Source organism: Burkholderia sp. HI2500 (assembly GCF_002223055.1).
Taxonomy (GTDB): domain Bacteria; phylum Pseudomonadota; class Gammaproteobacteria; order Burkholderiales; family Burkholderiaceae; genus Burkholderia.
Window position 1 is genome coordinate 2,700,520 of sequence record NZ_NKFL01000006.1, and the last position, 23,437, is coordinate 2,723,956.

21 protein-coding genes are annotated in these 23,437 nt (G+C 62.4%); 8 read left to right on the plus strand and 13 right to left on the minus strand.

Annotation, left to right across the window (positions count from 1 at the left end; translation table 11 throughout):
* Positions 1–236 precede the first annotated feature (236 nt).
* On the minus strand, positions 237–1,541 hold the full coding sequence (locus CFB45_RS29915; protein ID WP_089428650.1) for a dicarboxylate/amino acid:cation symporter: 1,305 nt from the start codon (positions 1,539–1,541) through the stop codon (positions 237–239).
* Positions 1,542–2,146: 605 nt separating this feature from the next.
* Here CFB45_RS29915 and CFB45_RS29920 point away from each other — a divergent pair.
* The 3 genes from CFB45_RS29920 to CFB45_RS29930 are packed head-to-tail and all read left to right on the plus strand — an operon-like array spanning position 2,147 to position 4,616.
* Positions 2,147–3,292, plus strand: coding sequence for a glycosyltransferase family 4 protein (locus CFB45_RS29920; protein WP_089428651.1), 1,146 nt, complete (start codon positions 2,147–2,149; stop codon positions 3,290–3,292).
* Positions 3,292–3,858, plus strand: a complete 567-nt coding sequence (locus CFB45_RS29925) for a hypothetical protein (RefSeq protein WP_226207417.1) — start codon at positions 3,292–3,294, stop codon at positions 3,856–3,858. The genes CFB45_RS29920 and CFB45_RS29925 overlap by 1 nt, the downstream gene beginning before the upstream one ends.
* 23 nt (positions 3,859–3,881) lie before the next feature.
* Positions 3,882–4,616, plus strand: coding sequence for a polysaccharide deacetylase family protein (locus CFB45_RS29930; RefSeq protein ID WP_089428652.1), 735 nt, complete (start codon positions 3,882–3,884; stop codon positions 4,614–4,616).
* Positions 4,617–4,622: 6 nt separating this feature from the next.
* On the opposite strand, the gene CFB45_RS39650 is transcribed toward CFB45_RS29930, so the two are convergent.
* The 3 genes from CFB45_RS39650 to CFB45_RS29945 all read right to left on the minus strand — a co-directional run bounded on the left by CFB45_RS39650 (position 4,623) and on the right by CFB45_RS29945 (position 6,923).
* A complete protein-coding gene (locus CFB45_RS39650; protein WP_256976831.1) occupies positions 4,623–4,745 on the minus strand; it encodes a hypothetical protein in 123 nt (40 codons plus the stop codon).
* 208 nt (positions 4,746–4,953) lie between these two features.
* Entirely contained in the window at positions 4,954–5,838 is an 885-nt protein-coding gene (locus tag CFB45_RS29940) for an alpha/beta fold hydrolase (RefSeq protein ID WP_089428654.1), read from the minus strand.
* A 29-nt stretch (positions 5,839–5,867) separates the two neighbouring features.
* Complete coding sequence (locus CFB45_RS29945) at positions 5,868–6,923, minus strand: sugar phosphate isomerase/epimerase family protein (protein WP_089428655.1); 1,056 nt, start codon at positions 6,921–6,923, stop codon at positions 5,868–5,870.
* 110 nt (positions 6,924–7,033) lie between these two features.
* Between CFB45_RS29945 and CFB45_RS29950 the strand changes: the two genes are divergently transcribed.
* A complete protein-coding gene (locus CFB45_RS29950) occupies positions 7,034–7,639 on the plus strand; it encodes a TetR/AcrR family transcriptional regulator (protein ID WP_089428656.1) in 606 nt (201 codons plus the stop codon).
* A 125-nt stretch (positions 7,640–7,764) separates the two neighbouring features.
* Here the strand turns inward: CFB45_RS29950 and CFB45_RS29955 are convergent, their stop codons facing one another.
* Complete coding sequence (locus CFB45_RS29955) at positions 7,765–8,847, minus strand: porin (RefSeq protein ID WP_089428657.1); 1,083 nt, start codon at positions 8,845–8,847, stop codon at positions 7,765–7,767.
* A gap of 32 nt (positions 8,848–8,879) precedes the next feature.
* Here CFB45_RS29955 and CFB45_RS38670 point away from each other — a divergent pair, with 32 nt between their 5' ends.
* From CFB45_RS38670 to CFB45_RS29970, 4 genes are all read left to right on the plus strand, one after another.
* Complete coding sequence (locus CFB45_RS38670; protein ID WP_144025242.1) at positions 8,880–9,311, plus strand: hypothetical protein; 432 nt, start codon at positions 8,880–8,882, stop codon at positions 9,309–9,311.
* A 363-nt stretch (positions 9,312–9,674) separates the two neighbouring features.
* Positions 9,675–12,401, plus strand: coding sequence for a LuxR C-terminal-related transcriptional regulator (locus CFB45_RS29960; RefSeq protein WP_144025243.1), 2,727 nt, complete (start codon positions 9,675–9,677; stop codon positions 12,399–12,401).
* 217 nt (positions 12,402–12,618) lie between these two features.
* Positions 12,619–12,813 carry a hypothetical protein gene (locus CFB45_RS29965; protein ID WP_089428659.1) on the plus strand — a complete coding sequence of 65 codons (195 nt, stop codon included), beginning with the start codon at positions 12,619–12,621 and terminating at the stop codon, positions 12,811–12,813.
* A 204-nt stretch (positions 12,814–13,017) separates the two neighbouring features.
* A complete protein-coding gene (locus CFB45_RS29970; protein WP_089428660.1) occupies positions 13,018–13,470 on the plus strand; it encodes a glycine zipper domain-containing protein in 453 nt (150 codons plus the stop codon).
* Between the two features lie 1,401 nt (positions 13,471–14,871).
* Here CFB45_RS29970 and CFB45_RS29980 read toward each other — a convergent pair.
* The 8 genes from CFB45_RS29980 to CFB45_RS30015 form a co-directional block, all read right to left on the minus strand.
* A complete protein-coding gene (locus tag CFB45_RS29980; RefSeq protein WP_089428662.1) occupies positions 14,872–15,996 on the minus strand; it encodes a porin in 1,125 nt (374 codons plus the stop codon).
* 572 nt (positions 15,997–16,568) lie between these two features.
* On the minus strand, positions 16,569–17,459 hold the full coding sequence (locus CFB45_RS29985) for a gamma-glutamyl-gamma-aminobutyrate hydrolase family protein (RefSeq protein ID WP_059791126.1): 891 nt from the start codon (positions 17,457–17,459) through the stop codon (positions 16,569–16,571).
* 10 nt (positions 17,460–17,469) lie between these two features.
* Complete coding sequence (locus tag CFB45_RS29990) at positions 17,470–17,856, minus strand: GFA family protein (protein WP_089428663.1); 387 nt, start codon at positions 17,854–17,856, stop codon at positions 17,470–17,472.
* Between the two features lie 36 nt (positions 17,857–17,892).
* Complete coding sequence (locus CFB45_RS29995; RefSeq protein ID WP_089428664.1) at positions 17,893–19,047, minus strand: trans-sulfuration enzyme family protein; 1,155 nt, start codon at positions 19,045–19,047, stop codon at positions 17,893–17,895.
* Positions 19,044–20,255, minus strand: coding sequence for an MFS transporter (locus CFB45_RS30000; RefSeq protein ID WP_059791125.1), 1,212 nt, complete (start codon positions 20,253–20,255; stop codon positions 19,044–19,046). The genes CFB45_RS29995 and CFB45_RS30000 overlap by 4 nt, the downstream gene beginning before the upstream one ends.
* Before the next feature lie 4 nt (positions 20,256–20,259).
* The gene (locus CFB45_RS30005; protein WP_059791123.1) at positions 20,260–21,633 is read right to left on the minus strand and encodes a peptide ligase PGM1-related protein; all 1,374 of its coding nucleotides are present in this window, start codon (positions 21,631–21,633) and stop codon (positions 20,260–20,262) included.
* A complete protein-coding gene (locus CFB45_RS30010; RefSeq protein WP_174976016.1) occupies positions 21,626–22,549 on the minus strand; it encodes a fatty acid desaturase family protein in 924 nt (307 codons plus the stop codon). The genes CFB45_RS30005 and CFB45_RS30010 overlap by 8 nt, the downstream gene beginning before the upstream one ends.
* A gap of 2 nt (positions 22,550–22,551) precedes the next feature.
* Complete coding sequence (locus tag CFB45_RS30015; RefSeq protein ID WP_059791120.1) at positions 22,552–23,328, minus strand: hypothetical protein; 777 nt, start codon at positions 23,326–23,328, stop codon at positions 22,552–22,554.
* Positions 23,329–23,437 lie beyond the last annotated feature (109 nt).

Below are 23,437 nucleotides of genomic sequence, written 5' to 3' on the forward strand. Positions count from 1 at the left end.
AATCAGGCTTTCGCGTACCTTGGGGGAATATCGCCGTGTGTTCAACGACGACGGATTGAAATGGCGAGCGCCAGGTATCAATCAGGGAATCGAGGAAAACGACCGCGTTCAAGACGGAATCGTCGTCCCAAAAACAAATCGCCGGCCTGAATCCGTTTCGAATCCAGGCCGGCGATTATCCACTACCGGGAAGCAGCCAGCGCACCCCTATCGCTGCGCTGCCGCACTGCTGCACATCATGCCGATGCCGAGGTCTCCGGCGCCTTCACCTGCATCGCGCGTCCATTGCCCGGATCGTTGTCGTCACGCGGGTCGTCGAGCTGCCCTTCCCACTTCGCGACCACGGCCGCCGCGATCGAGTTGCCGACCGCGTTGGTGGCCGAGCGCCCCATGTCGAGGAACATGTCGACGCCCATGATCAGCAGCAACCCGGCTTCGGGCAGGTTGAACTGGTTGAGCGTCGCCGCGATCACGACCAGCGACGCGCGCGGCACGCCCGCCATCCCCTTCGACGTGACCATCAGCATCAGCAGCATCGTGATCTGCGTGCCCAGCGGCAGATGAATGCCGTACACCTGCGCGATGAACAGCACCGCGAACGTGCAGTACATCATCGAGCCGTCGAGGTTGAACGAATAGCCGATCGGCAGCACGAAGCTCGAGATCTTGCGGTTCACGCCGAAACGGTCGAGCGCGTCCAGCAGCTTCGGATACGCGGCCTCGGAGCTCGCCGTCGCGAACGACAGCAGGAACGGCTCGCGGATCAGCCGGATCAGCGTGAACGCACGCTTGCCGAGGAACGTCACGCCGGCGAGCGTCAGCACGCCCCACAGCAGCGCCAGTGCCAGATAGAAGCTCGCCATGAACTTCGCGAACGTGAGCAGGATGCCGAGCCCCTGGGTGGTGATCGTCGACGCCAGCGCCGCGAACACCGCGACCGGCGCGAACCACATCACCGCGCCCGTCACCTTCAGCATCACCTGCGCGAGATCGTCGATCACGCCGGTCAGGCGCTTGCCCGACTCGCCGAGCGCCGACAGCGCGGTGCCGAAGAAGATCGAGAACACGACGATCTGCAGGATTTCGTTGTTCGCCATCGCTTCCGCGATCGACTTCGGCACCAGATGGACCACGAAGTCCTTCAGCGTGAAGGCGCCCGTCTTCAGCCCGAGGGACGCATCGGACGCCGGCAGCGGCAGGCTCAGATGGCTGCCCGGTTGCAGGATCGTGGCGGTCAGCAGGCCGAGCAGCAACGACGTGAACGACGCGATGAAAAACCAGCCGAACGCCTTGACGCCGACGCGGCCCACGGCACTGCCGTCGCCCATCTGCGCAATGCCGACGGTCAGCGTCGCGAATACCAGCGGCGCGATGATCATCTTGATCAGGCGCAGGAATATGTCGGACAGCAACGACACGTAGCCGGCGACCTCCTTCGCCATGTTCGGGTCGGGAAACGCGCTATGACAGGCGTAACCCACTGCGATTCCAAGAATCATCGCGACAACGATGTACTTGGTGATGTTGTGCTTCTTCTTCATTAGTAATCCAAATCACAAAGCGTATGTTGCTAACGGCTGGCACATCTTCCGCGCCCGGCTACGAATCGAAACCCACGTCTCTCTGGGTGCGACGAGTCCGCCATTGGCAGTCGCCATGGCGGACAAGGGGGGGCATTCTAACGCAAATGGCCGCCCGGCTTTCGAATCTGAAAGTCGAGGGGGTTGATCTGCGTCCGGATGCCGTCGAAAAGTCGGGTTTTGTCGCGATCCAGCCCGCTTCCTGCCCCCGCCGACGAGGGTAATCGGGCCGCATCACCGGTCGCGCCGGGCTCGCCACGCTCCATGCACCGGCGACAGGAACCCTATCGCCGGACTCTCCGCCTCCGCGGCGGCATCGCACCGCGTGACGACACGGTGAACGATCGCGACACATGTTCACAAAGATGCGCAGACCTCGACACTACGGTACGTAATGCTTCTGTAATATTTGGAAACGATTCGCGGTGACGCCCCGCCCGGGCGTCGATGCGCGATCCCGCATCGACAACGCGGGACCAGGTTCGAGTCATTGCTTTCAACAGGCGGACACGCTCATTTTCTCAGCAGTCCTGCCCAATGAATGATCGGGGAAAGGCGGCATCGTGATGAACATACTGTATACCAACTTCCACGGCGACTACGGCGGCGGCCAGGACACCTACGTCCGTGATCTCGCCGCCGCGATGAGCCGGCGTCATCGCGTGACCGTCGCGTCACCGGAAGGCAGCCGCCTGTCGCGACTGTTGAAGGACAGTCCCGACGTGGCCATCTTCGACATGGAATTCAAACCGCGCTGGAACCGGCTGTGCCAGGAAATCCTCCGGCTGCGCCAGCGGATCGTCGCCGAGCGCTTCGACGTCATCCATGTGAACGGCTCCGCCGATCACCGGCAGGTAATGCTCGCGCTGCTCGGCTGCCGGTATCGGCCCGCCGTCGTGCTCACCAAGCACAACACCTACCGCGCCGACAGCTTCGGCAACGTGCTGCGCGCACGCCTCGCCACCGACCACACCATCGCGGTCAGCGACTACGTCGCGGGCATGCTCGCGCTCCGGTCGCCGTACGGGAACGTCACGGTCGTCAAGCACGGCGTGCGCCGGCAGGCCGCCGAACGACTGGCCAGCGACGAAATCCGTCGCCGCAAGATCGCGCTGTTCGGGCCGTCCGCCGCGGACGCGATCGTGCTGGGCAGCAGCGCCGGCACCGCGCCGGAGAAAGGCTGGATGGACCTGATCGCGGCGCTGGGCCGCCTGCCCGAACACGAGCGCGAGCGGTTTCGCGTGCTGCTGGTCGGCGCGGAGCCGACCGCCGAGCAACGCGAACAGATCGCGCTGCACCGCATGGCCGCGCGCACGGCTTTCACCGGCCGGCTCGACGACGTGCGGACTCCGTTCTCGATCATCGACGTGTCGTTCGTGCTGTCGTACCACGAGAGCCTGTCGTATGCGTGCCGCGAAGCGATGTCGCTCGGCTGCCCCGCGATCGTGACCCGCGTGGGCGGGCTGCCCGAAAACGTCGAGCCGGGCGTGGACGGCTGGGTCGTCCCGCCGCGCGAGCCCGAAGCGATCGAGGCCATCCTGCGCGCGATCGTGCGCGAGCCCGATTGCGTGCGCGCGATGGGGCGCAGCGCGCGGCTGAAGGGCAAGCGTGAATTCTCGTTCGAACGATTCATCGACGCGACGCTGTCCGTCTATCAGAAATCGATTCGCCACAACCCGTATCGTCGGGTGACATCCATGAGGTCCGTTTAATGGCAATGAATATCTGGAAGAAGTACTGGGACCTGCGCACGCAGGAGTGCCCGTGTGACGTGCACTTCGTCGAATGGCTGGAAACCGCGCGCCTCAACGGCATCCGCATCTATCACTTCGGCACCGGCGGCCATCACCATGTCGGCGTGGAATGCGCGCGGCCGCACCTGAACAACACGGTCTTTGGCGTGACGGCGTCGCCGAAGGAATACAAGTCGTACGTCGATCTCGTCACGCGGCAACCGGAGGTAAGCAAGACCTATCTGGCCTATTTCGGCGACATCTATACGAGCAATTCGGACCTGCTGCCGGCGTTCGACGTCGTCACGCTGTTCCATCTGTGCGAATTCCGCGACGAGTCGAACAGCCGCTACGGCGCGAAGACCGACGCCGAAGTGCTCGACCTGTTCGCACGACACACCGCGCGCGACGGCCACCTGTTGTTCTACAAGGGCTCGTCGGCGTACCGGAAGGCCGAGCCGATCATCGAGCAATGGGCGGCGAATGCCGATTTCGTCGAAATCGGCGACTTCAAGACCCTGCGGATTTTCCGCAAGGCCGCGTAATTCCCCGTTCCCGCGACCCGCTCATGCTGCTGCCCGCCACGCGCTACCCGATCCTGATGTATCACCAGGTCCGCACGCCGCCGCCACCGCCCGACCGGCTGCGCAGCCTGAGCGTCGCGCCCGATGCGTTCCGCCGCCAGATGACGCTGTTCAGGCGGCTCGGCTACCGCGGCCTGAGCGTGCGCGAACTGCAGCCGTACCTGCGGGGCGAGCGCAGCGGGAAGGTCTTCGGCATCACGTTCGACGATGGCTTTCTCAACGTGCTGACGCATGCGATGCCCGTGCTCGATGCGCTCGGCTTCACCGCGACCTGCTACTTCGTTGCCGGCCGGTTCGGCGGCGAGAACGACTGGGATGCGGCCGCCGATACCGCACGCTCGCCGCTGATGTCGCACGCGGACATGCTCGCTTGGCGCGATCACGGCCATGAAATCGGCTCGCATACGCTCGACCACGTCGCGCTGTCGCACGTGCCGGCGCACGTGTCGGAGGTTCAGATCGTCGAATCGAAGCAGCGGCTCGAAGCGTTGAGCGGCCAGACGGTCGAATCGTTCTGCTACCCGTACGGCGATCTGGACCCGCGCGTGCGCGACCAGGTCGCCGCCGCGGGTTACCGCAACGCGACGACGACCCGGCGCGGCTGCGCCGATATGCGCGACGATCGGTTCCTGTTGCCACGGATTACAGTCGCGGGCGGCGTCGGTGCGATGCGGCTGTGGTTCAAGTGTGCGAAGGCGCGGGTTCAGCGGCGCAGGTAGCCCTCGCTATTTCGGCCGCTGCCTGCGGAATGCAAGCAGACCAGTCAGCGCGATTCCCATAAACAGGAACCATCCCGGCGTGAGCGTCGTCCAGCCTGCGGCGACGCTGCCGATGAAGTTGCCGAGCATCCCGCCGATCGCCCACGAAATCGCGCGGACGCCGGACCGTACGACCACGCACGTCATACGTCCCCTTCGTCCATGCGCTCACCGCTGGAAAGCCCTGCGCATCTGCTCGCCAGCCACGTCGAACACCCGACGGGCTGTCGGCGTCACGCCGGCCATATGAATGCACGCATGGATCATCCGGGCAGCACGACGCAATCGACCGGCATGATCAGCGGCTCCGTTCCAGGAACGGCAGCAGATGGCCGACGAACGCGTCGGGCGCCTCTTCCATGATGAAGTGGCCGCAATCGGGCACGACCGCGCCCTGCAGATCCGTCGCGTTGTCACGCATCGTGACCAGCGGTGCATCGCCGGTCGCATGTTCGGCACCAATGGCGAGCACCGGCATTGTCAGCTTCCGCTGCGACCGTGCCTGGTTCTGCCGGATCGTCTCCGGAATCGCGCGGTAATAGGCGAAGCCGCCGCGCAAGCCGCCCGGCGCCGAATAGGCGTCGATGTACACATCGACGGCCACACAATCGCGCCGGAACGACCACCGGTTGAACATGAACTCCAGATAGGCCCGTTCACGTCCCGCAATCAGCGTCTCGGGCAGATCGGCCAGCTGGTTGAACATGAAATGCCAGAGGAAGATGTTCTCTTCCGGCGGAGCGAAAATCGACGGCGCGGGCGCCAGCCCGGGGATCACCGCCTCCGTGAGCGCCAGCGACGTCACGGCCTCGGGGTGATCGCTCGCCAGCGCGTAGGCCACCCACATGCCGACGTCGTGGCCGGCCACCTGGTACACATCGAAGCCAAGCTGCACCATCACGCGATGCAACGTGGCCGCCGTGCGGCCCGTGTCGTAACCCGCATCCGGCCGGTCGGAATAGCCGGTGCCGGGCGGATCGACCGCGACGGCCATGAAGCCGCGCGCGGCGAGCGCCTGCATCACATGACGCCAGGCATACCAGGTTTGCGGCCAACCCGGAATCAGCAGGACCGGGGTGCCCGCGCCGGCCGTGACGCAGTGAATGCGCTGGCCGTCGATGCGCACGTATTGATGATCGAAGCGTTGAGCGTCGGCCGACGACGACTGAAGTTGAGCGGACATATCGATGGTTCCTCGCAGTGGGGGCCGGCTCAGGCGATGCCGAGCATGTCGTGGATCTGCTGTTGATCGACCGCCGCACCGGCGAAGTCGTCGAAGATGCGCTCCGTCACCCGGATGATGTGGTCGTTGATGAACGCAACCCCTTCGCGCGCGCCGTCCTCCTGGTCCTTGAGGCAGCATTCCCACTCGAGCGTCGCCCATCCTGTGTAGTCGTACTGAGCAAATTTCGAAAAAATCGCCTTGAAGTCGACCTGACCGTCGCCGAGCGAACGGAAACGGCCGGCACGTTCGAGCCACGAACTGTAGCCGCCGTAAATGCCCTGACGCCCCGAAGGCAGAAACTCGGCATCCTTCACATGAAACATGCGGATGTGGTCGCGGTAGATATCGATGTACGCGAGATAGTCCAGCTGCTGCAGCACGAAATGGCTCGGATCGAACAGCATCTTGCAGCGCGCGTGCTGGCCGACCAGCGCATGGAAACGCTCGAAGCTGACGCCGTCATGCAGGTCTTCGCTGGGGTGGATCTCGTAGCAAAGGTTGACGCCATTTTCATCGCAGACATCGAGAATCGGCCGCCAGCGGCGCGCCAGCTCGTCGAAAGCCGTCTCGATGAGGCCGGCGGGCCGTTGCGGGAACGGAAACAGGTAGGGCCACGCGAACGAACCCGAAAAAGTGCCCATGTCGGTCAGCCCCAGGCGGCGTGAAGCCCGCGCCGCCAGCTTGAGGCGATCCAGCGCCCACGCAGTGCGCGCGGCCGGATTACCGCGCACCGCTTCCGGCGCGAAGTTGTCGCACATGGCGTCGTACGCCGGATGCACGGCGACCAGTTGCCCGAAGATGTGTGTGGTCAGTTCGCTGATCTCCAGCCCGTGTTCGGCCAGCATGCCCTTCATGTCATCGCAATAGGCCTGGCTTTCCGCGGCCGTCTCCACGTCGAACAGCCGGCCGTCCCATGCGGGAATCTGCAGCGCCTTGAAGCCGACGCCGGCCGCCCATTGCGCGATGCTCGGCAAGCTGTTGAACGGGGCAGCATCGTCGGCGAACTGGGCGAGATGGAGACTGGGGCCTCTGAGGGTACGCATGATCAACTCCTATTGTTTGTTGATCGACAAAGAATAGAGTAACGGAAAGGCGCGTGTCAACACGGCGCGCGATAAAATCGGCGCACGATGTGACGACGGACGAAAGGGATATGGCGGGACGACCGAGAGAATTTGACCGCGACATGGCGCTGAAACGCGCGATGCTCGCGTTCTGGCGACACGGCTACGAAGGCACGTCGATGTCCGACCTGGTCGAAGCGATGGGCATCGCGTCAGCGCGCATCTATGCCGCCTTCGGCAGCAAGGAAGCGCTGTTCCAGGAAGCCGTGTCGCTCTATGAGCAAGGCGAAGGCGGCTTCGCAGATCGCGCGCTCGGCGAGGAAACCGATGTGCGCGCGGCCGTCGAACGGATGCTGCGCGACGCCGTTGCCGCCTACACCAAACGTGGCCAGCCGCATGGCTGCATGGTGGTGTCCGCCGCGACCAACTATTCGGCGGAAAACGAAGGGGTCATGGAATGGCTGGCCGCCCATCGGCGCGCACGCACGCAGTCGATCGTCGAACGCCTGCAGCGCGCGGCCGAGCAGGGGCAGCTCGCGCGGGGCACCGACATCAAGGCGCTGGCCGATTTCTATGCGACGCAGCTGCACGGCATTTCCGTGCAATCCCGCGACGGCGTATCGAAGGAGCGGCTGCTCGCCTCCATCGGGCCGGCGATGATGCCGCTCGCGATGGCGGTGCGGGACGGGGCGTGAGGCGGCGCGACTGACGGATTACCGTATCCGGATCGCCGCCCTGGAACCGTCCTGGGCACACCTTACGCACCCTGCCGGCACGCCGCCGGGTACCCCATCGGCACCGCGACGGCGCAGGCTCCCGCCTAGAACGTATGACGAAGGCCGACCACCGTCCCGACGGTCGTTCCGCGCCCCTCGTGCAGCGCGCCGTTGATCGCGAGCCCGGTATTCATCAGGCCGTGGTTGTGGACCACCCCGACCTGCCCGTACACCGTCGTCGCTTTCGACAGGAAGTACCTCAACCCGATCGCGGTCAGCACCGAACGGTTGCCGGTATCGTTGCCGTCGCTCGTCAGCCAGGCGCCCGCGTCGGCTTCGACCGCGGGCGTGAACAAGTAACTTGCCCCGGCGCCGTACACGCGGCTGTCGAACCCGCCGCTCACTTTGTAGAGCGCGTAGGAACCCTTGACGGTCAGGTTGCCGACACTGTATGCCGCACCGATGGTCCGGCCGGTAAACGGGACGGTGCTGGGAATCGGCGTCCCCGGCGTGCCGCCCGCGTTGCCGTTGTAGAGCGCCGCCGTGACGAGGAATCCGCCTCGCTGGTACTTGAGGCTCGCCGAATACTGCCGCCCCGCCTGGAAATCGCCCGCCTTCCCGCCCAGTCCGAACATCGCGCTACCCTGGAAGCCGGCGATGTCCGGGCTCGTGTAGGACACGGCGTTCTGGTTGAACAGCCCCGTCACCAGCACGCTGTCGACATAGATGACGGCGCCGCTGCCGAAATAGGCCACGTCGCGCGGGTCGGTTCCGATCAGCGACAGCACGAACGGCGAGTATTGCAGGCCGGCCTTGACCGCCCCGAAATCACCGCTCAACCCGATCCACGCCTGACGGCCGAACAGGTTGCCGTTTGAATTGCCCAACGCGCCGCTCGGGATGTCGATGCCGCTCTCGAGGACGAACGTCGCCTTCATCCCGCCGCCCAGATCCTCCACGCCCCGCAAGCCGAATCGCGATGCCGCCGCGGCACCGTCGACCATCGCGAACTTGTGGCCGTCGTTCGCGCCGGTCCTCGTATTCAGCGACTTGTTCGTGTAGAGCACGGCGGCATCGAGCACCCCGTAGAGCGTGACGCTGCTCTGGGCATGCGCCATGCCGGACGTCGCGCCCAGCGACGCAGCAATGGCCAGGCCGAGCGTTCCCTGACGCCATGTCGATTTCATGTCTATCCTCCAAACCCAGATCGTTATTTTCAATGCCGCGTCACGGCGGAATGCCGATCGGCGCTTTCGCTACACGTCACAACCTGTCCGTCACGGCCGGTGCTGGCGCCGAGCGGAGACTTCCCAATCCGGACGCGCCGCGTCCGGCAGAAACTGAGCGCGCGTCGATGCGGTCGACGACGCGTATCGCCTTCATCGACGGCATTGAATGTCGAGTGACAATCAATCGCCACACGCCATCCGGCATTCACCATGAGGCGATCGAACCGTCACGGCTCACGATGACCCGCGCGGGCCAACGATGTGGCTGCGGCGGGCCGATCCCGGCACATGGAGGGAATGGCGTACGCGAATCGCGTCGACCCGCGGCAACGCTCGCGAATGCGCATGTGCGTCAGGCGGCGAACCTCGTCGGCTCCCCGGATGTGGTTCGCAGCAGGCAGGTACAGGTCGAGGACGTCTGACCGACCGGCGATTCGGCATGCACGCAGGACTCCTTGATGAATTTCCGGTAGAGCGCGATTCGACGAAGCACGTCGTTCACGACGTCATGCGAAACGATGATGACCGTATCGCAGCGTCGGACCGACGTGGACTGAATGCAAGACTAAGAGCAGGCCGGGGGGATTCGCCCCCCTCCAAAGGGGAGGCAGAAGTCTGGCGACGGGGGGGGAGCCATGCGATCGCCCCCCTACCGTGGGAAAACCCCCATCGTCGTGGGGGCGACTATCATTAACATGATGTGGTGCATTCCGGACTTTCCCCCCATGAACTTGCCGTCCGAATCCGATGAGCCCCTTTGGAATCTCTCGCTGATACAGACGAAAATGGCGCCACCGCGCCCGCCCCGGTTCCGAGTCGCGCGGCGGACGCTGTCGAAGAAGCTGGCCGCGACGGCCGAACACGCAGTCACGCTGGTCATCGCGCCGGCCGGGTTCGGCAAGACGACGACGCTGTCCGAATGGTGCGAAGTGCTCCGCACCCGCCATCAGCTCGTCGCGTGGCTGAGCCTGGATCATGACGACGACCATCCCGATCAGCTCGGCGCCTACCTCGTTGCTTCGTTGAACCATGGCACGGGCGGCGTCGGTCAGCAGGCAGAAAAGCTGCTGCGCCACGATCCGATGACGCCCGGCAAGACGGTCATCTCCGTGCTGCTCAACGAGATCGCCGCGTGCGGCAAGCCGGTCTTTCTGATCCTCGACGATTTCGACCGGCTCACGTCGCCCCCGGTATGTGCGGTGGTGTCGCGCCTGTTGCGCTACGCGCCGGCGAATTTCCACGTCCTGCTCGGCGCGCGCGGCGAGCCGAGGCTGGCGCTGGCCCAGTTCCGCACGCAGGGCCAGCTTCTGCGGATCGACGAATCGGATCTGCGCTTCTCCGCCGACGATGCACAGGCGTTCTTCGCACGCACCGGCACCGCGCCGCTCGATCGCGGCGCCGTCGAGATGCTGACTGACGCAACCGAAGGATGGATCACGGGCCTGCAACTCGCGTCGCTGTCGCTGAAGGAAGAAACGGACGCCGCCAAGGTCGCGCGCGATCTCGCCGGCAATCGATTCGGCATCGACACCTATCTCGACGACGCCGTTCTGTCACATCTGCCGCGCCCCGTGTATCAGTTCCTGCTGCGGACCTCGATCGTCGATCACCTGAGCCCCGACCTCTGCGACGCCATCATGGGCGCCGGCGCGCGCAGCTGGGAAAAGCTCGACTGGCTCGAGCGTCACAACCTGTTCATCCGCGCGCTCGACGACGAGCGTCAATGGTTCCGTTATCACGCATTGCTGTCCGACGCGCTGAGGCGGCGGGCCGCCCGGCAACTGGCCGATGAATTGCCGCGGCTTCACCAGCGCGCCGGCCAGTGGTTCGCGAATGCGCGGCAATGGCCGGACGCCGTGCGTCACGCGCTCGCCGCCGGTGACACGTTGCAGGCCGCGATCTGGGTCGAGCACTGCGCAGCGGCGTTGATGGATCGCAGTGACGTGAACACGCTGCTGAGCCTGATCGGCAAGCTGCCGCGCCAACTGGTGAAGTCGCGGCTGCGCTTGCGACTGGCGAATGCATGGGCGCTCGCGTTCCTGATGCGCATGCCGGAAGCCGGCGAGGTGCTGCGACACGCGCAATCCGACTTCGCGCGCCATCACGCCGATCGCTCGCGGACAGAAGGCGAACCCGACGCGGCGCTGCCGATCGAGATGATCGCGGTGGATGCGGCGATTTCCGGCTTCGACGACGACAGCTACCGGTCACTCGAACTGGGACGCGAAGTCGTCCTCTCGTCGTTGCCCGCGTCCGCGTGGGTCAGGCGGCTCGGGGAAACGGCGCACATCTTCGGCCTGATCTACGACAGCCGCTTCGACGAGGTCGAGCACCTCAGGCACGGCGCAGCCGCCGTCCCGGCCGACGATCACGACTTCATCTACGCCAACGTCTACCGCGAATGCATGTTCGGGCTGAACCTGCTGGTGAGCGGCCGCCTGCCGGAAGCGATGGTGCTGATGGAGTCGGCGATCGCGCATGCGGAAGCGAACGTGTTCCGCCAGTCGGCGGCGGCGGCGGTTCCGGCGGGCTACCTGGCGGCACTCTGCTACGAGCAGAATGACGTGTCCCGTGCGCGGCAGCTGATCAACGATCGCTCGGCCATCACGGCGGAAGCGTGCCCGCTCGGCTCCCTGTCGAGCTACTGCCGCACCGCGGCGCGGCTCCACGCACGAAACGACGACATCGCATCCGCGCTGCTGTGCCTGCAGCAGGCCGGCGAAATCGCAGCGTCCCGACACTGGTTGCGCATGCGTGCATCGTGTGACGCGGAAATCGTGCGGCTGTGCCTGCAGCAGGGCTGGGTCGATCGCGCAAGGGAAACCGCCGACGCACTGGACGTGCTGATGCCCGAGCAGATCCCGACGCCGATGGGCAGCTTCATCGAGACGTGGGCCAGCTGGTGCGAGATCAAGGCACGCCTCGACATCGCGACAGGCAGGCCGGATCGGGCCGCCGAACGGCTGCGCGAGTTGAGGACCACGCTCTCCCGTGCCGGGATGACCTACCTGGAAGCACGGATGTCGCTGCTGTACGCCATGGCGCTCCAGCAGGAACACGCGCATGAAGCGGCGTCGGCCGCGCTGACGGACGCGCTGCGCTATGCGCAGCAGAACGGCATGATCGGCAGTTTCGTCGACGAAGGCGAACCGATGCTGCGCCTGCTGACTCAGTTGCGGCGTGAAGCGCCCGGACGCGATGCCGTTCAACCGGCCTTCGTCGACCAACTGCTCGCCGCGTTCGACCCGCGTCGCACACCGACGGACGACGGCGACGTGCGCGACGCGCGAAACCTGCTCAGCGCGCGTGAGATCGAGATCCTCAATCACATTGCCCGCGGCATGTCGAACAAGGAAATCGGGCGGGCGCTGCGGGTCGCGCCCGAGACCATCAAGTGGCATCTGAAGAACATCTTCGAGAAGCTCAAGGTCGGCTCGCGCTACGAGGCCGTCCAGAGCGCGCTCGGCGTGACACCGACCGAGCGCGGCAAGGTCAGGGAAGCCAATTCCTGACACACATGCGACGCATCGTATTCGTGACGATCGGAAACCCGTCTCCAACGCTGTCCCATACGGACAACACCCGTCGAAAATCAGCTGCATGACCGCAATGGACCCCGATATTCAGAACATGCTCCGCCGCTATCGCGAACGAGAGATCGACCTGCATCAGTTGCGCGTGTGGACGCACACATTCGCCGCTGTGAATGGCTGAAACTGAGGCGAGGCAGTGAAGCGCAAAGCAACGGTCCGATCGCGCATCTGCTTCCGGCGTGCAATCTGGGCACTGTCCAATGACGAGCGCACCCGCGGCCTCGCGCTGCTGTGCTGCTCGAAGGCGCGGTGCGATCTCGAAATCGACGTGCGTGAAATCGCCGGCGTCCCGCGAGAGCCTGGCGTCGATGGACGTCTTTGTGCGGTTTGATGGAGAAACAATGGATTCGGAATAAAAAAAGTAGCGATGCCGAAGGGGCCTTCCGGGCGCACACAATCTGTTACGACAATGGCGAACCGGGTTTGAATGGGAGTGCTATCTTTCGCCGGCCTTTCGTTGAAATGACTCGTTGAAACGAATCGGCAGCAACGCAAGAAACCGGACTTCAGATTGAGCACAAGGAAGAGCATTCGCATGTTGAAGAAGATCGCCTCCGCATTCATCGTCACCGCGGCCGCGGTGATTTCATTGCCGGCCGCGGCGGACAACTGGGACAACGCGCTCGGCGGTGCGCTGGGCGGTGTCGCCGGCGCAACCGTCGGCGACGCACTGGGCGGCCGCACCGGCGCGGTGGTGGGTGGCGCCATCGGCGGTGGCGCCGGCGGCGCGATCGCGGCGAACCGCGACGAGCGCGACGGCGCAATCATTGGCGGCGCACTCGGCGGCGGCGCGGGCACCGCGGCCGGCCATGCGATGGGCGGCCGCAACGGCGGGCTCCTCGGCGCGGCGCTCGGCGGTGGCGGCGGCGCGGCGTTGGGGGGCAACCTCAGCCGCAACGCGCGGGAGCGTGACGACGCGCGAGACCGCGACAACATGCGCAGGATGCGTCGCAACAAGCATCGCTACGACGACGCGTACTACGACTAAAGCGCTTACCGAACCGTTCATTGACGCCTGGCGAACGCGCATGCGATGAATTGAAATGCGCGTTCCGCCTGTCACGTCACACGGTGCAATTTCGCTGTCGGCGCGCCCGCCGAGTTCGCGCAGACCGCATCATCATTCATGTCGTGTCTTGCACGGGGGAGATGAGCATTGTGCAAGGGAACCGTTTGGTCGACGTGGCCGCACTTCGCGGTAACGGTGGGCTGTGCGGGATCTGTACTGTTGCCAACCGGGATACACATGTCCTGAAGCGTTAAGGCCGGTATCGCGCTCAATTGTCTCTACGGCGAGTGCGGTTAGTAATCGCACATTGCGGGCACCATGTTCCCGCACTGATATTGATCGGCCGAGACTCCCAGACGTGGCCGCGATGGCATTGCCAAGTCAATTTGGTCCGCCGCCCTTGATACTCCGTCGACAAACACAGTCCACCACGGGCGGCCGCAAGCGCTCGCATGTCATCAATTGTCTGACGCAATTTGAGGCCCGTACATTGCCGACACCAGCGTCCGAGCCAAATCTGACTCGCTATTGCCACCCATTCGTGTCCCGCCGCGCAACGAAAAGGGTATTTTTCGGCTGAACCTACATAGGCATCTGCCAAACAAACGCCTCCCTTTTCCCGGGCGGCCGCCTGCAGACGTGCCAAGCCATTGGGATCAACCTGCCTGGAGGAGATCAATTTTGCGCAACGACCACACCAGGTTCCCCGGAAGATATCGTTTGCCCTCGCCTCCCAACGATGCCCCTTTGCGCACTCGAATCGATATAGACGACTTTCGATCGTATAGTTTCCTGAAAGACATTTCCCGTCTCTCTCTTGTGCTTTCGCGTGAAGCCGGGCCAAACCATCCGCACAGCAGCTTCGCCGCGTCGCGTCACCATGCGCACAGCTCGGACACCAACGCCCCTCACTGATCTTCCTTCCCTCCACGCTCCACTCGTGCCCCGCTGCGCAACGAATTTGGTAACGCGCGAATAATCCAATGAATGGACCATTCAGAAGCGTCCCTCCTCGCTCTGCCAATTTCGCCAACCATCTATCACGAATATCTTCCTGCTGACAGGATATGCAGACCGGTGCACCGCCATTTCGATAGAGCAGGGTCAATGCCACGCGCTCGAAAACGTGCCCACGAGCGCAAGCGAACGGATGACGTGAATTGACACCCAGCCACTCGCTCGCCAAACATTGCCAGCCATATTGGGCAACGCACTGTCGCAACCTCTCAAGCATGCTCCCTCACTCCGCCGTCACATTCCCGCCAAAATCGACAATTCTCCATCGTTTCGCAATACTGATGATTTTCAAGAATCCAATTCAGACATCAAAAAAAAGCGCCCGAAGGCGCTTTTTCGGAACTGACTAGCCAGCCGTCACGCTTAGAAGCGGTGACGCAGGCCAACCGTTGCGGCGGTTTGGCTGACCTTCGAGCTCGGGAACGCGTTGATGTCGCCGTTGTAGATCGATGCGCCCAAACCGGCGCCCTTCGTACCACGCTGGTACACCGCCTGAGCGTAGACGTCCGTACGCTTCGACAGGAAGTAATCAGCTTGCACGCCGAACTGATTCCAGTGCGTGCCGTTGCCGTTCTGCTTCGCGTTCGTGTACGTATAGGCTGCGCCCAGGCCGAGGGCCGGCGTCAGGTTGTACTTCGCGTTGACTTCGTAGTTGTCCGCGCGCAGCGTACCCAGGCCGTTCGTCTGGTTGTCGAGACGCGATTGCGTCCATGCCGCGCCGACTTGAGCCGGACCGAATGCATAGGCCGCGGCAATACCATACGTACGCGTGCGGCCCTGAATGCCGAACGCGTTGCCGCTCGTGTCGACGGACGGGTTCACCGCGCCCGACGTGGACAGGCCAGCGTTGTTCGCTTGCGAGTACGCCGCACCCAGCTTCAGGCCTTCAAACTGGTACGACACGCCAGCGCTGTATGCACGGTTGTTCGCAAAGTTCGTGCTGTTCGAGAACGAGTACGTGCCGCCGAATTGCAGGCCGGCATAGTTCACGCTCGTGTACTTGATCGTGTTGTTCAGCGCGACGTCGCCGTTCGTGCTCAGGCGGTCATTGTTCAGCGGGTGCGCGAAGTACGTGCCGCCCCACGAGCCCGTTGCCGTCAGCGGCGCCAGGTAGTCTTGCGTCGCGTCGTATTGCTTACCCAGCGTGACGGTGCCGTACTGGCTCGACAGGCCGACGAATGCCTGGCGGTTGAACATGCCGCCGTTGCCGTTCGCGAACTTGCCGTTACCGATGTTGAAGCCGCTTTCCAACGTGAAGATCGCCTTCAGGCCACCACCGAGATCTTCCGAGCCACGCAGGCCGAGACGGCTCTGGTCAATGCCCGAACCCATCGAGAAGCGCGACTTGCCTTGGCCCGATGCGGTCTGGACGTTGCTTTGGTAGGTGATGCCTGCGTCCAGCACGCCGTACAGCGTCACGCTGCTTTGCGCGTGAGCGACGGTAGCGAACGATGCCGCAGCTGCTGCAACGATCAGGGTCTTGTTCATTCGTGGTGCTCCCTTCTAAAAAGAGGCAGGTCTCGCGACCTTGTTCATAAACGGTCTGCAACCGCCCGGGGACCTTGTTCTGTCGGTCATGCCCGGATAGATGCCCGTTTGGGGAATCGCGAGTGTAAGAGCAGTGAAAGCAACGAGCCCCACGAAGAAATAGAAATTGTGTATTTCTTTTCTCACAACAGAAAACTCATACAAATACGCAAGCCGATGTTATTAAATGATTTTTTGCGTGCCGGCGTGAATATTCATACGGCATCTTTGCCGCGATTTTTCTTATACGAAGGCCTTGACAGTAGTCAAAAAACTACGCCACACAATCTCAACAATTCTCGGGCGCACCGGGTCGCTTGTTCGCGCCCGGCTTGATCGGCTTCATCCCGACGCGCTCACTCGGGAACGGTTGATTCATGCCTCGAGGGTCTGACGGCCTCAGTGGATGAGGAACGCGAGCGAGTGCCGAAAAACTCGACCCCACATGTGGGCTCTCAGAAAAGGTGTCTTTGGCCCCCTAGACAGTTCAAGGACTTGGACATCTTTTCTGAGAAGACTGCCTGTCCTTCGTCTCAGAAAAGATGTCCGTGGCCCCGGATATTCTCGGAAAAGTTGTCTTTGAGAATGTTGCCCGCCCCCGTCGGCGTATCCCGACAGGACTGGGCGTCGAATCGACGGCGCAAATAGGTTGCACATTCGCGACCGAACCGCGCCCAGACTGCACGGTTCAACACACTATCCCGCACATACCACTCAGGATGCCACTGCACACCGAAGATCGGTGCCCTGATATGCGACACCGCCTCGATGGTGCCGTCGTCGGCATATGCATCGACACTCAATCCGTTCGCCAGGGCGGCAATGCCCTGCCCATGCAACGAGTTCACATGAGCGCGCCGACAATCCGGCGACATTGTCCGAATCGCCTCGTCAAGCCAGCCGCCGCTCACCAACTCGACCGCATGAACGTCCCGATAGCGCTCCTCGAAAGCCAGAGTGCGATTCGCCCGGTGATCCCGTCTCCCTGGCTCGTCGTGAAGTGTCGCGCAAAGGGTGCCGCCCAACGCGACATTGATCTCTTGCATGCCGCGGCATATCCCGAACACCGGGCGCCCCGATGCCATGGCCTCCCGGACGACACGAATCGCCATCCTGTCACGTGTCCTGTCGAGCGATCCGACGTGTGGTTGCGTGCCGCCGTAAAACGCAACGTCGACGTTGCTCGCGCCGCCCGGCAGCATGATTCCGTCGAGACGATCGAGCAGCGTGTCGAGACTTCGATCGGATGCAATATCGTCCGTCGAACCGATCAGGAGCGGCAGTACCCCGCCAAACTCCGTCGCAGCCTGCAGATATCGGTCGAACACCGCCTGATGGGAAAGGCACCCCCAACCCGGTATCTCGATATCCTCCGCCGAGCACAGCACGCCGACGACGGGTTTCATTTCCTGGAGTTGTCGCATCGCGGCCGAGTCATTGCGGAAAGGACTGGATGTTTTCTTCCCAGTTCTTCCCGTCAAACGGAACCACATCGAAAGCGTTGGCCCCTGCAAGATCCAGACAGCGCAGATTGACGCTGTAATCGCGGGGATGAGAACGCGGACGATAGAATGGCTTCACGCCGCAAACTCGGCAGAACGTGTGCTCCGCAATCCCCGTATTGAAGCGGTATCGCGTCAATTTCTCGCCACCCTCGAGCAACTCAAAATCGTCGTGCTCGACCGGAACGTGTAGGAAGCCCGATGCAAAACAGATCGAGCAATTGCAATCGATCACCTTGCGCGACGCTGTCGATCGAATGCGAAAGCGTATCGCACCACAGTGGCAATTTCCGTAGATATATTGTGTTGCTTCCGTCATTGATCGCCCCTCGTTTCAGAAAATACACACGGCCTTTCATCGGTGCCCTGCACGCAGCGCAACATCCAGATCCTGTCGAATCATGTCGGGATCTTCGAGCCCGATGCTCAACCGGATACCGATACGCCTGGCATTGTCTCGAGACACCGTGGTCGGACAAGCGACGGACTCGTAACCGCCCCAGCCCCAGCCTCGCCCGATCAGCGAGAGACCGTCGATGGCATTTCTGACCGCCCCCTCGCCGCCATCCTTGAGTACGCATGCAAACACACCGCCCGCACCCGAATACTGTGTTCGCCATGCGGCGTGACCGCTATCGCCGACCAGCGGCGGGTAGTGAACGCTTTCGATCAGCGGATGATCCCGCAACCACGACGCTACATCGCACGCGGACTGAAAATGCCGATCCATCCGGACTGCCAGCGTCCGCAATCCTCGTAAAGCCAAATTCGCGTCGTCCGCACCGACGGCTTGCCCCGTCAAACGGCTTACGCTCTTCACGCGCTCGTACATGTCGAAGCTCGCAAACACCGCTGTGCCGACCATCGAATCGGCGTGCCCGCCGATGTACTTCGACATGCTGTGAATGACGATGCTCGCACCTTGATCGAGCGGATTGAAGAAATACGGCGTGCCCCAGGTGTTGTCGACAACGACCGGAACGGGTCCGGCAATCTCGACGAGGTCTCGTAACACGCACATATCGAAATGCGACGACCCCGGCAGGTCGAGGTAAACCACACACGTCCGTTCATCGAGTTTCGCCGCCAGTTCAGCCGGATCGGCCAGCGAGAATTCGTCGATCGATACACCCTGTCGATGCAGCACCTCGTCGCAGAATTTACGTGCCGCCGGATACGACGAACGCGAGATCAATACCCGCCCCTCGGGAGCCGCCAGCGTCTGCAACACCGTCGCGATAGTGGCCAGTCCCGAACACATCACGAGCGCGGCAACGCCATGTTCGATTTCCGTCATCGCATCGCACAACGCATCCGTTGTCGGTGTCCCCCAGCGTCCGTAGTGATAAGGGGCCGCACCAGGTGCCATTTCGTCGAATGATTCAAAAAGGACTGTCGACCCTCGATATACGGGCGGATTGACGAAGCCGAAATGTGCGGCAGGCGCGCGGCTCACTGTGGTCAGGGCAGTGCCCGTCGCGCCCTTCCCCGTGACAGGCTCGCGATTCATTTATGCCATCTCCAGAATGCAAGTAGACCCATCAGGGAGATGCCCATGAACGCGACCCACCCCAGGGTATGCACGGTCCAGCTTGCCGCGGCGCTGCCGATGAAGTTGCCGAGCATCCCGCCGATCGCCCACGAGATCGCCGATGCGCCAAAATAGCTGCCGGCGTTGCCATCGGTCGTCAGATCGGCGAGCGCGATATTCGATGCAGGAAGAATCAGGCTTTCACCAAACGTGAAGACGACCGCGACGGCAATCAGAATGACCAGCGACGCACCAGCGCTCCAGCCGTGATCGAACAGCAGTGTGGCAATCGCGAAGCAGCAACACATCGCGGCGTGCCCGATGGTCATCATGGATCGCCAGGTCGTGCGCTGAAACCAGCCCATGCCAAACGAAGCTGTAGCAATGCCAACCAGCGCATTCGTTATGTAGAATGGCCTGACGCCGTTATAGCCGCTCGAGCCGTTCGAAAACGTCAGCGGGATGAAGACGTAGATCTGCGTATACACCGTCCAGAACGGAACGAGCGCCCAGCACAGTCGGCGGAACCGTCTGTCTCCAAACGCGATCATCAAACCACGCAGCGGATGTACCGCAGCTGCGTTGCTCGCTCTCCGTCCTGAGATCCAGGGCGCCACGAGCGCAAGCACGGCGAAAATCATGCCGCTTACCAGAAACGGTAACGTCCGGTCCGTGTTCGGCACGACGATCAGCACCGCCGGACCGATCAGCGCGCCGAGATTGAGCGCCAGGTTATTCAGCGCGAACACCTTTGGACGTACCGCGGCATCGAGCGAACCGAAGATCGAATACGCGGTCGTTTCGTAAAGCGCAGCGCCGAGCCCGGACAAGAATGCCCACATCAGCAGTCCGGCAAACGACGGCGTAAGCGCCAGTCCGACAAATCCCGCGGCGCGGCAGATCAGACCAAGTGTTGCCAGCACGCGGCTGCTGAAGCGATCCGTCGACGCACCCAGCACCAGCGGCAACAACCGGCTCGCCAGCAAATTCACCGTCAGTACGCTGGCAACGCTGCCCGCGTCCAGATGACGCTCCAGGTCAAGGAACGCAGCGAGCAGCGGAAGCGACCCGAACACAGACAAATTCACGAGGAACTGAAAACTCAGCAGGATCCGCGTCGAAACCGGCACACCGTCGGCCATGCCGCTGAACCATGCCGAGGGCCGTGTGAACTTGATTGCATCCATCGTTTCACCCCGGTACAGCGACTGATTCTTGAGCCATCTCGAATTCGCGCTGGAACGTGCGCTCGAGCGCAAGCGCACCTGACAAATTGCGCGCATATACCATGTATTCGATCGTGCCTGTACCCGCCATATCTTCCGTAAGGACGACGACACCGGCTTCGTCGCGCTGCTGCGTCAGTCGATGCGAGACAGTCAGCGCAGCACGCAGGTCGCGAGCGGGCACCCTGTTGCGCGTCACGACGGCGTGCGTGGACAGGTAGTCCGGCCCCACCAGTTCGCACAGGATCGCGTCAAGATGGCTGCAACCGCCGATACGCCCGTTGATCTCGGTAAAGACGACTTCGCCGTCGTCGGTCACGATGGCGTCGAAATTTGCGCGCCCGACGAATCCGAGGCGCTGGGAGATCGACGCAAGCACGTCGCCTTGCGCCAGAAATGTGTCGATCACGCCCGGAGACAACTGGCTGGGGATTTGAAATCCGGTCCACATGATCATGCCATTGCCCCGCTTGTCGCCCGAAGCGTCCATCCGCAGGTCGCCATAGCTCACAAGCCGAATCGCGTCCGCACCAATCTCATATTCCGCATACAGGACATCCGAACCTTCGTGGAACCGTTCGACGACCACCTGGCAGTTGCCCGCCGTGTCGGTCTGTCTCGACCACAAGTCACGGGCGAATACGGTATCGACGTCCGACAGGTGCGTCAGCGCATACACCTTGCGGACACCGGGATAACTGGTGCGACGCTCGAGTGTGACTGCGATGTTTCCGTCACCGCCGGCATTGACATCCTGCTTGACAATCACGCTCGCATACTTCGCAAGCATGTCACGCAGCGTCAGGTAGAACTCACCGAACGACCGGCAGACTCGCCCGTCCGCACATCCGACCCGACCCGACGCGAGCGCTCGAAATACGGCCTTTCGGTTCAAAAGTTCAGCACCGGCCTGTTCCATGAAGTGCGATCCATTCGACACGGGCTGCGCGATGTCGAGCTGATCGCAAAGCAACCCGACCGATGACGTATGAAAGTACGGGTAAACCGTCCACCCTGCGCCACCGACGCGAAGGCCACGCAATGCAGCGAGCGTCGCTTCATCGAGCAGGCGGTCGGAAGTCAATACCACCGGATCGGAGATATCGGAAGACGGTGACACGATCTGCGTAGTGGAAAGACTACGCCTCATCACAGCCGATACGTACTCGATCATGGGGACCGATACCGGCGACGGCAGAATCGCCACGTCGTCGCTTGCCATCTGCCATACGAGGCGCCTTGCCGCAATCGCTGACACCTGACGAAGCGGAAGCGATGCACGCTTCGTATCCCCGATCATTGCCTCGTTATCGACGTTGCCTACAATGAGTTTAGCCATGAGTTGCCCCGTGCTCCCGACGTTGGATAAGATCCCGGCAAACGCGCCAGTGCCATTTCAGATAAGACGATTCACGATGAATGCCAACATTCGGGTGCGCCCCGATCCGGGCGAGCAGTGGTGCCGGAGCTCCCGGATAGCGATGATGCTCGGTATGAAAATTCGCGTTCCACATGAAAAACCGGACGATGCCGTTAGTCGTCATCGTTCTCGACGCCAGGTAACGCGGCTGCACCGGTTCACAGCCGTAATGCTCCGGTAGTCCGAAGAACATCAACCAGAAGTAGGCAAAAAACACCGGACCGATATAGGCCGTAACCAATGCCGACGGCCAGGCACAGGTTGCCGCCGCGATGGCGAGCAACCATGCTGCAATGAACCGCGCTTCGTTGCGCGCTCGCACTTTCCGTCGCACTGTTGCGAGATAGGACGGTGCGCCTCCGGCGATCAGATGTACGTTCAGTCGCAGATTCGAAACGAGAAAACCAACACCGCTCATCGCACCCGCATAGGCACGCAACGTGTCGAATCGGGAGGCCGACTCGGTGTCCTCTTCCGTCGCCAAACACCGGTGATGCTTCAGATGCTTGTCGGTATAGGCCGTGAAGTTTACGAACAGGACATTCGCAGCCAGATTGCCGATGATCGCGTTGACGGATTTCGCACTCACCAGGCTTCGATGCAGACATTCGTGGGCGAGATTCAGGAACCCGCTCAACACAAAACCTTCGGCAAGCATCAGGACGATCCGGCCCATTGCGTTTCCGGATCGGCACGCCAACCATGCCACCAAACTAACGACCGCGATCGCGCCAACGACCTTCGCAATCGCAGCTGCATCGCGGAGCCCGCCTCGCCGCGCGCGATATGCGTCGATCTCGAGCAACACCGGATCCGGACCGTATTCGGCGCTCATGTTCATTCAGCCAGCGAAACAAGCGCCGCACACCACGACACGTTGTCGGAAACGGCCTGCGCAACCCGTACGGCGAATTCAGGAATTTCGTCATCGCTGACAAGGAGCTGAATCATTCGTCTCGTCATTTCGACGTGGTACGCCTCGGCAGGATCATCACCGCCAACGTGACATTGAAAATAAACGAGTCCTTGTCGGTCGACACCATAACAACGACTCGTCGACGCCCAAAGTGCGTCGATCATCGCATTCGCGTGCAGTTCGAACGCCACCATGTTCGCGCACCGCTCGAGCGCCGTCTTCGCACCCAGTCCGGCAAGTAGTTTCGTCAGATAAGGCCCCGTCGGTACGCTGAAATTCGGAACCGCGACGCGTCCTGTCAGTCTCTCGATGTCATTTTTCAGGAGGCTCGAGTGAAACCATTTGCCGGTATCGAGAATGCCCTGCAGTCCCTGTTTGCCGTATCGTTCGATGACGTATGCGCCACCCGTCTCGTCCCAACAGAGAAAATTTCCCACCACGCTCGTGATTTCGACGTCTCGCGCCACCGGTCGATTCGATTGAATGGCATCCAGAACGGCGTGAACTTGCGCACCCGCCTGCAGATACGGAAACGCCTGCGACATCGCCAGGTAGTGCGGAAAGATTTTTTCCAGTGCAGCACACGACGACACGTGCCGGAACGGATGATCATCGAGTCCGTCGCGCAGACTGACCATCAGCGAATCGATTTCCCCATCGACGACCGGGTTCAGAATTTCGTCACAAACATCAGCCATGCGTTCACCTCATCTACCATCGCGATTGTGATGGGCCGGCACAAAACGCCTGTGCCGGCCGCCGAGTATGGCGATCAGAAGTCGATCTGGTCGCTTGCGTCGGTACCAC

Bases quoted from the DNA above. Each gene is read 5' to 3' on its own strand.
- CFB45_RS30005 (WP_059791123.1), bottom strand. From the start codon at position 21,633: ATGGCTAAACTCATTGTAGGCAACGTCGATAACGAGGCAATGATCGGG.
- CFB45_RS29990 (WP_089428663.1), bottom strand. From the start codon at position 17,856: ATGACGGAAGCAACACAATATATCTACGGAAATTGCCACTGTGGTGCG.
- CFB45_RS38670 (WP_144025242.1), top strand. From the start codon at position 8,880: ATGCCGCGTCACGGCGGAATGCCGATCGGCGCTTTCGCTACACGTCAC.
- CFB45_RS29940 (WP_089428654.1), bottom strand. From the start codon at position 5,838: ATGTCCGCTCAACTTCAGTCGTCGTCGGCCGACGCTCAACGCTTCGAT.
- CFB45_RS29960 (WP_144025243.1), top strand. From the start codon at position 9,675: ATGGCGCCACCGCGCCCGCCCCGGTTCCGAGTCGCGCGGCGGACGCTG.
- CFB45_RS39650 (WP_256976831.1), bottom strand. From the start codon at position 4,745: ATGCTCGGCAACTTCATCGGCAGCGTCGCCGCAGGCTGGACGACGCTC.
- CFB45_RS29995 (WP_089428664.1), bottom strand. From the start codon at position 19,047: ATGAATCGCGAGCCTGTCACGGGGAAGGGCGCGACGGGCACTGCCCTG.
- CFB45_RS29945 (WP_089428655.1), bottom strand. From the start codon at position 6,923: ATGCGTACCCTCAGAGGCCCCAGTCTCCATCTCGCCCAGTTCGCCGAC.
- CFB45_RS29950 (WP_089428656.1), top strand. From the start codon at position 7,034: ATGGCGGGACGACCGAGAGAATTTGACCGCGACATGGCGCTGAAACGC.
- CFB45_RS29930 (WP_089428652.1), top strand. From the start codon at position 3,882: ATGCTGCTGCCCGCCACGCGCTACCCGATCCTGATGTATCACCAGGTC.
- CFB45_RS29920 (WP_089428651.1), top strand. From the start codon at position 2,147: ATGAACATACTGTATACCAACTTCCACGGCGACTACGGCGGCGGCCAG.
- CFB45_RS30015 (WP_059791120.1), bottom strand. From the start codon at position 23,328: ATGGCTGATGTTTGTGACGAAATTCTGAACCCGGTCGTCGATGGGGAA.
- CFB45_RS29915 (WP_089428650.1), bottom strand. From the start codon at position 1,541: ATGAAGAAGAAGCACAACATCACCAAGTACATCGTTGTCGCGATGATT.
- CFB45_RS30010 (WP_174976016.1), bottom strand. From the start codon at position 22,549: ATGAGCGCCGAATACGGTCCGGATCCGGTGTTGCTCGAGATCGACGCA.
- CFB45_RS30000 (WP_059791125.1), bottom strand. From the start codon at position 20,255: ATGGATGCAATCAAGTTCACACGGCCCTCGGCATGGTTCAGCGGCATG.
- CFB45_RS29970 (WP_089428660.1), top strand. From the start codon at position 13,018: ATGTTGAAGAAGATCGCCTCCGCATTCATCGTCACCGCGGCCGCGGTG.
- CFB45_RS29955 (WP_089428657.1), bottom strand. From the start codon at position 8,847: ATGAAATCGACATGGCGTCAGGGAACGCTCGGCCTGGCCATTGCTGCG.
- CFB45_RS29925 (WP_226207417.1), top strand. From the start codon at position 3,292: ATGGCAATGAATATCTGGAAGAAGTACTGGGACCTGCGCACGCAGGAG.
- CFB45_RS29980 (WP_089428662.1), bottom strand. From the start codon at position 15,996: ATGAACAAGACCCTGATCGTTGCAGCAGCTGCGGCATCGTTCGCTACC.
- CFB45_RS29985 (WP_059791126.1), bottom strand. From the start codon at position 17,459: ATGCGACAACTCCAGGAAATGAAACCCGTCGTCGGCGTGCTGTGCTCG.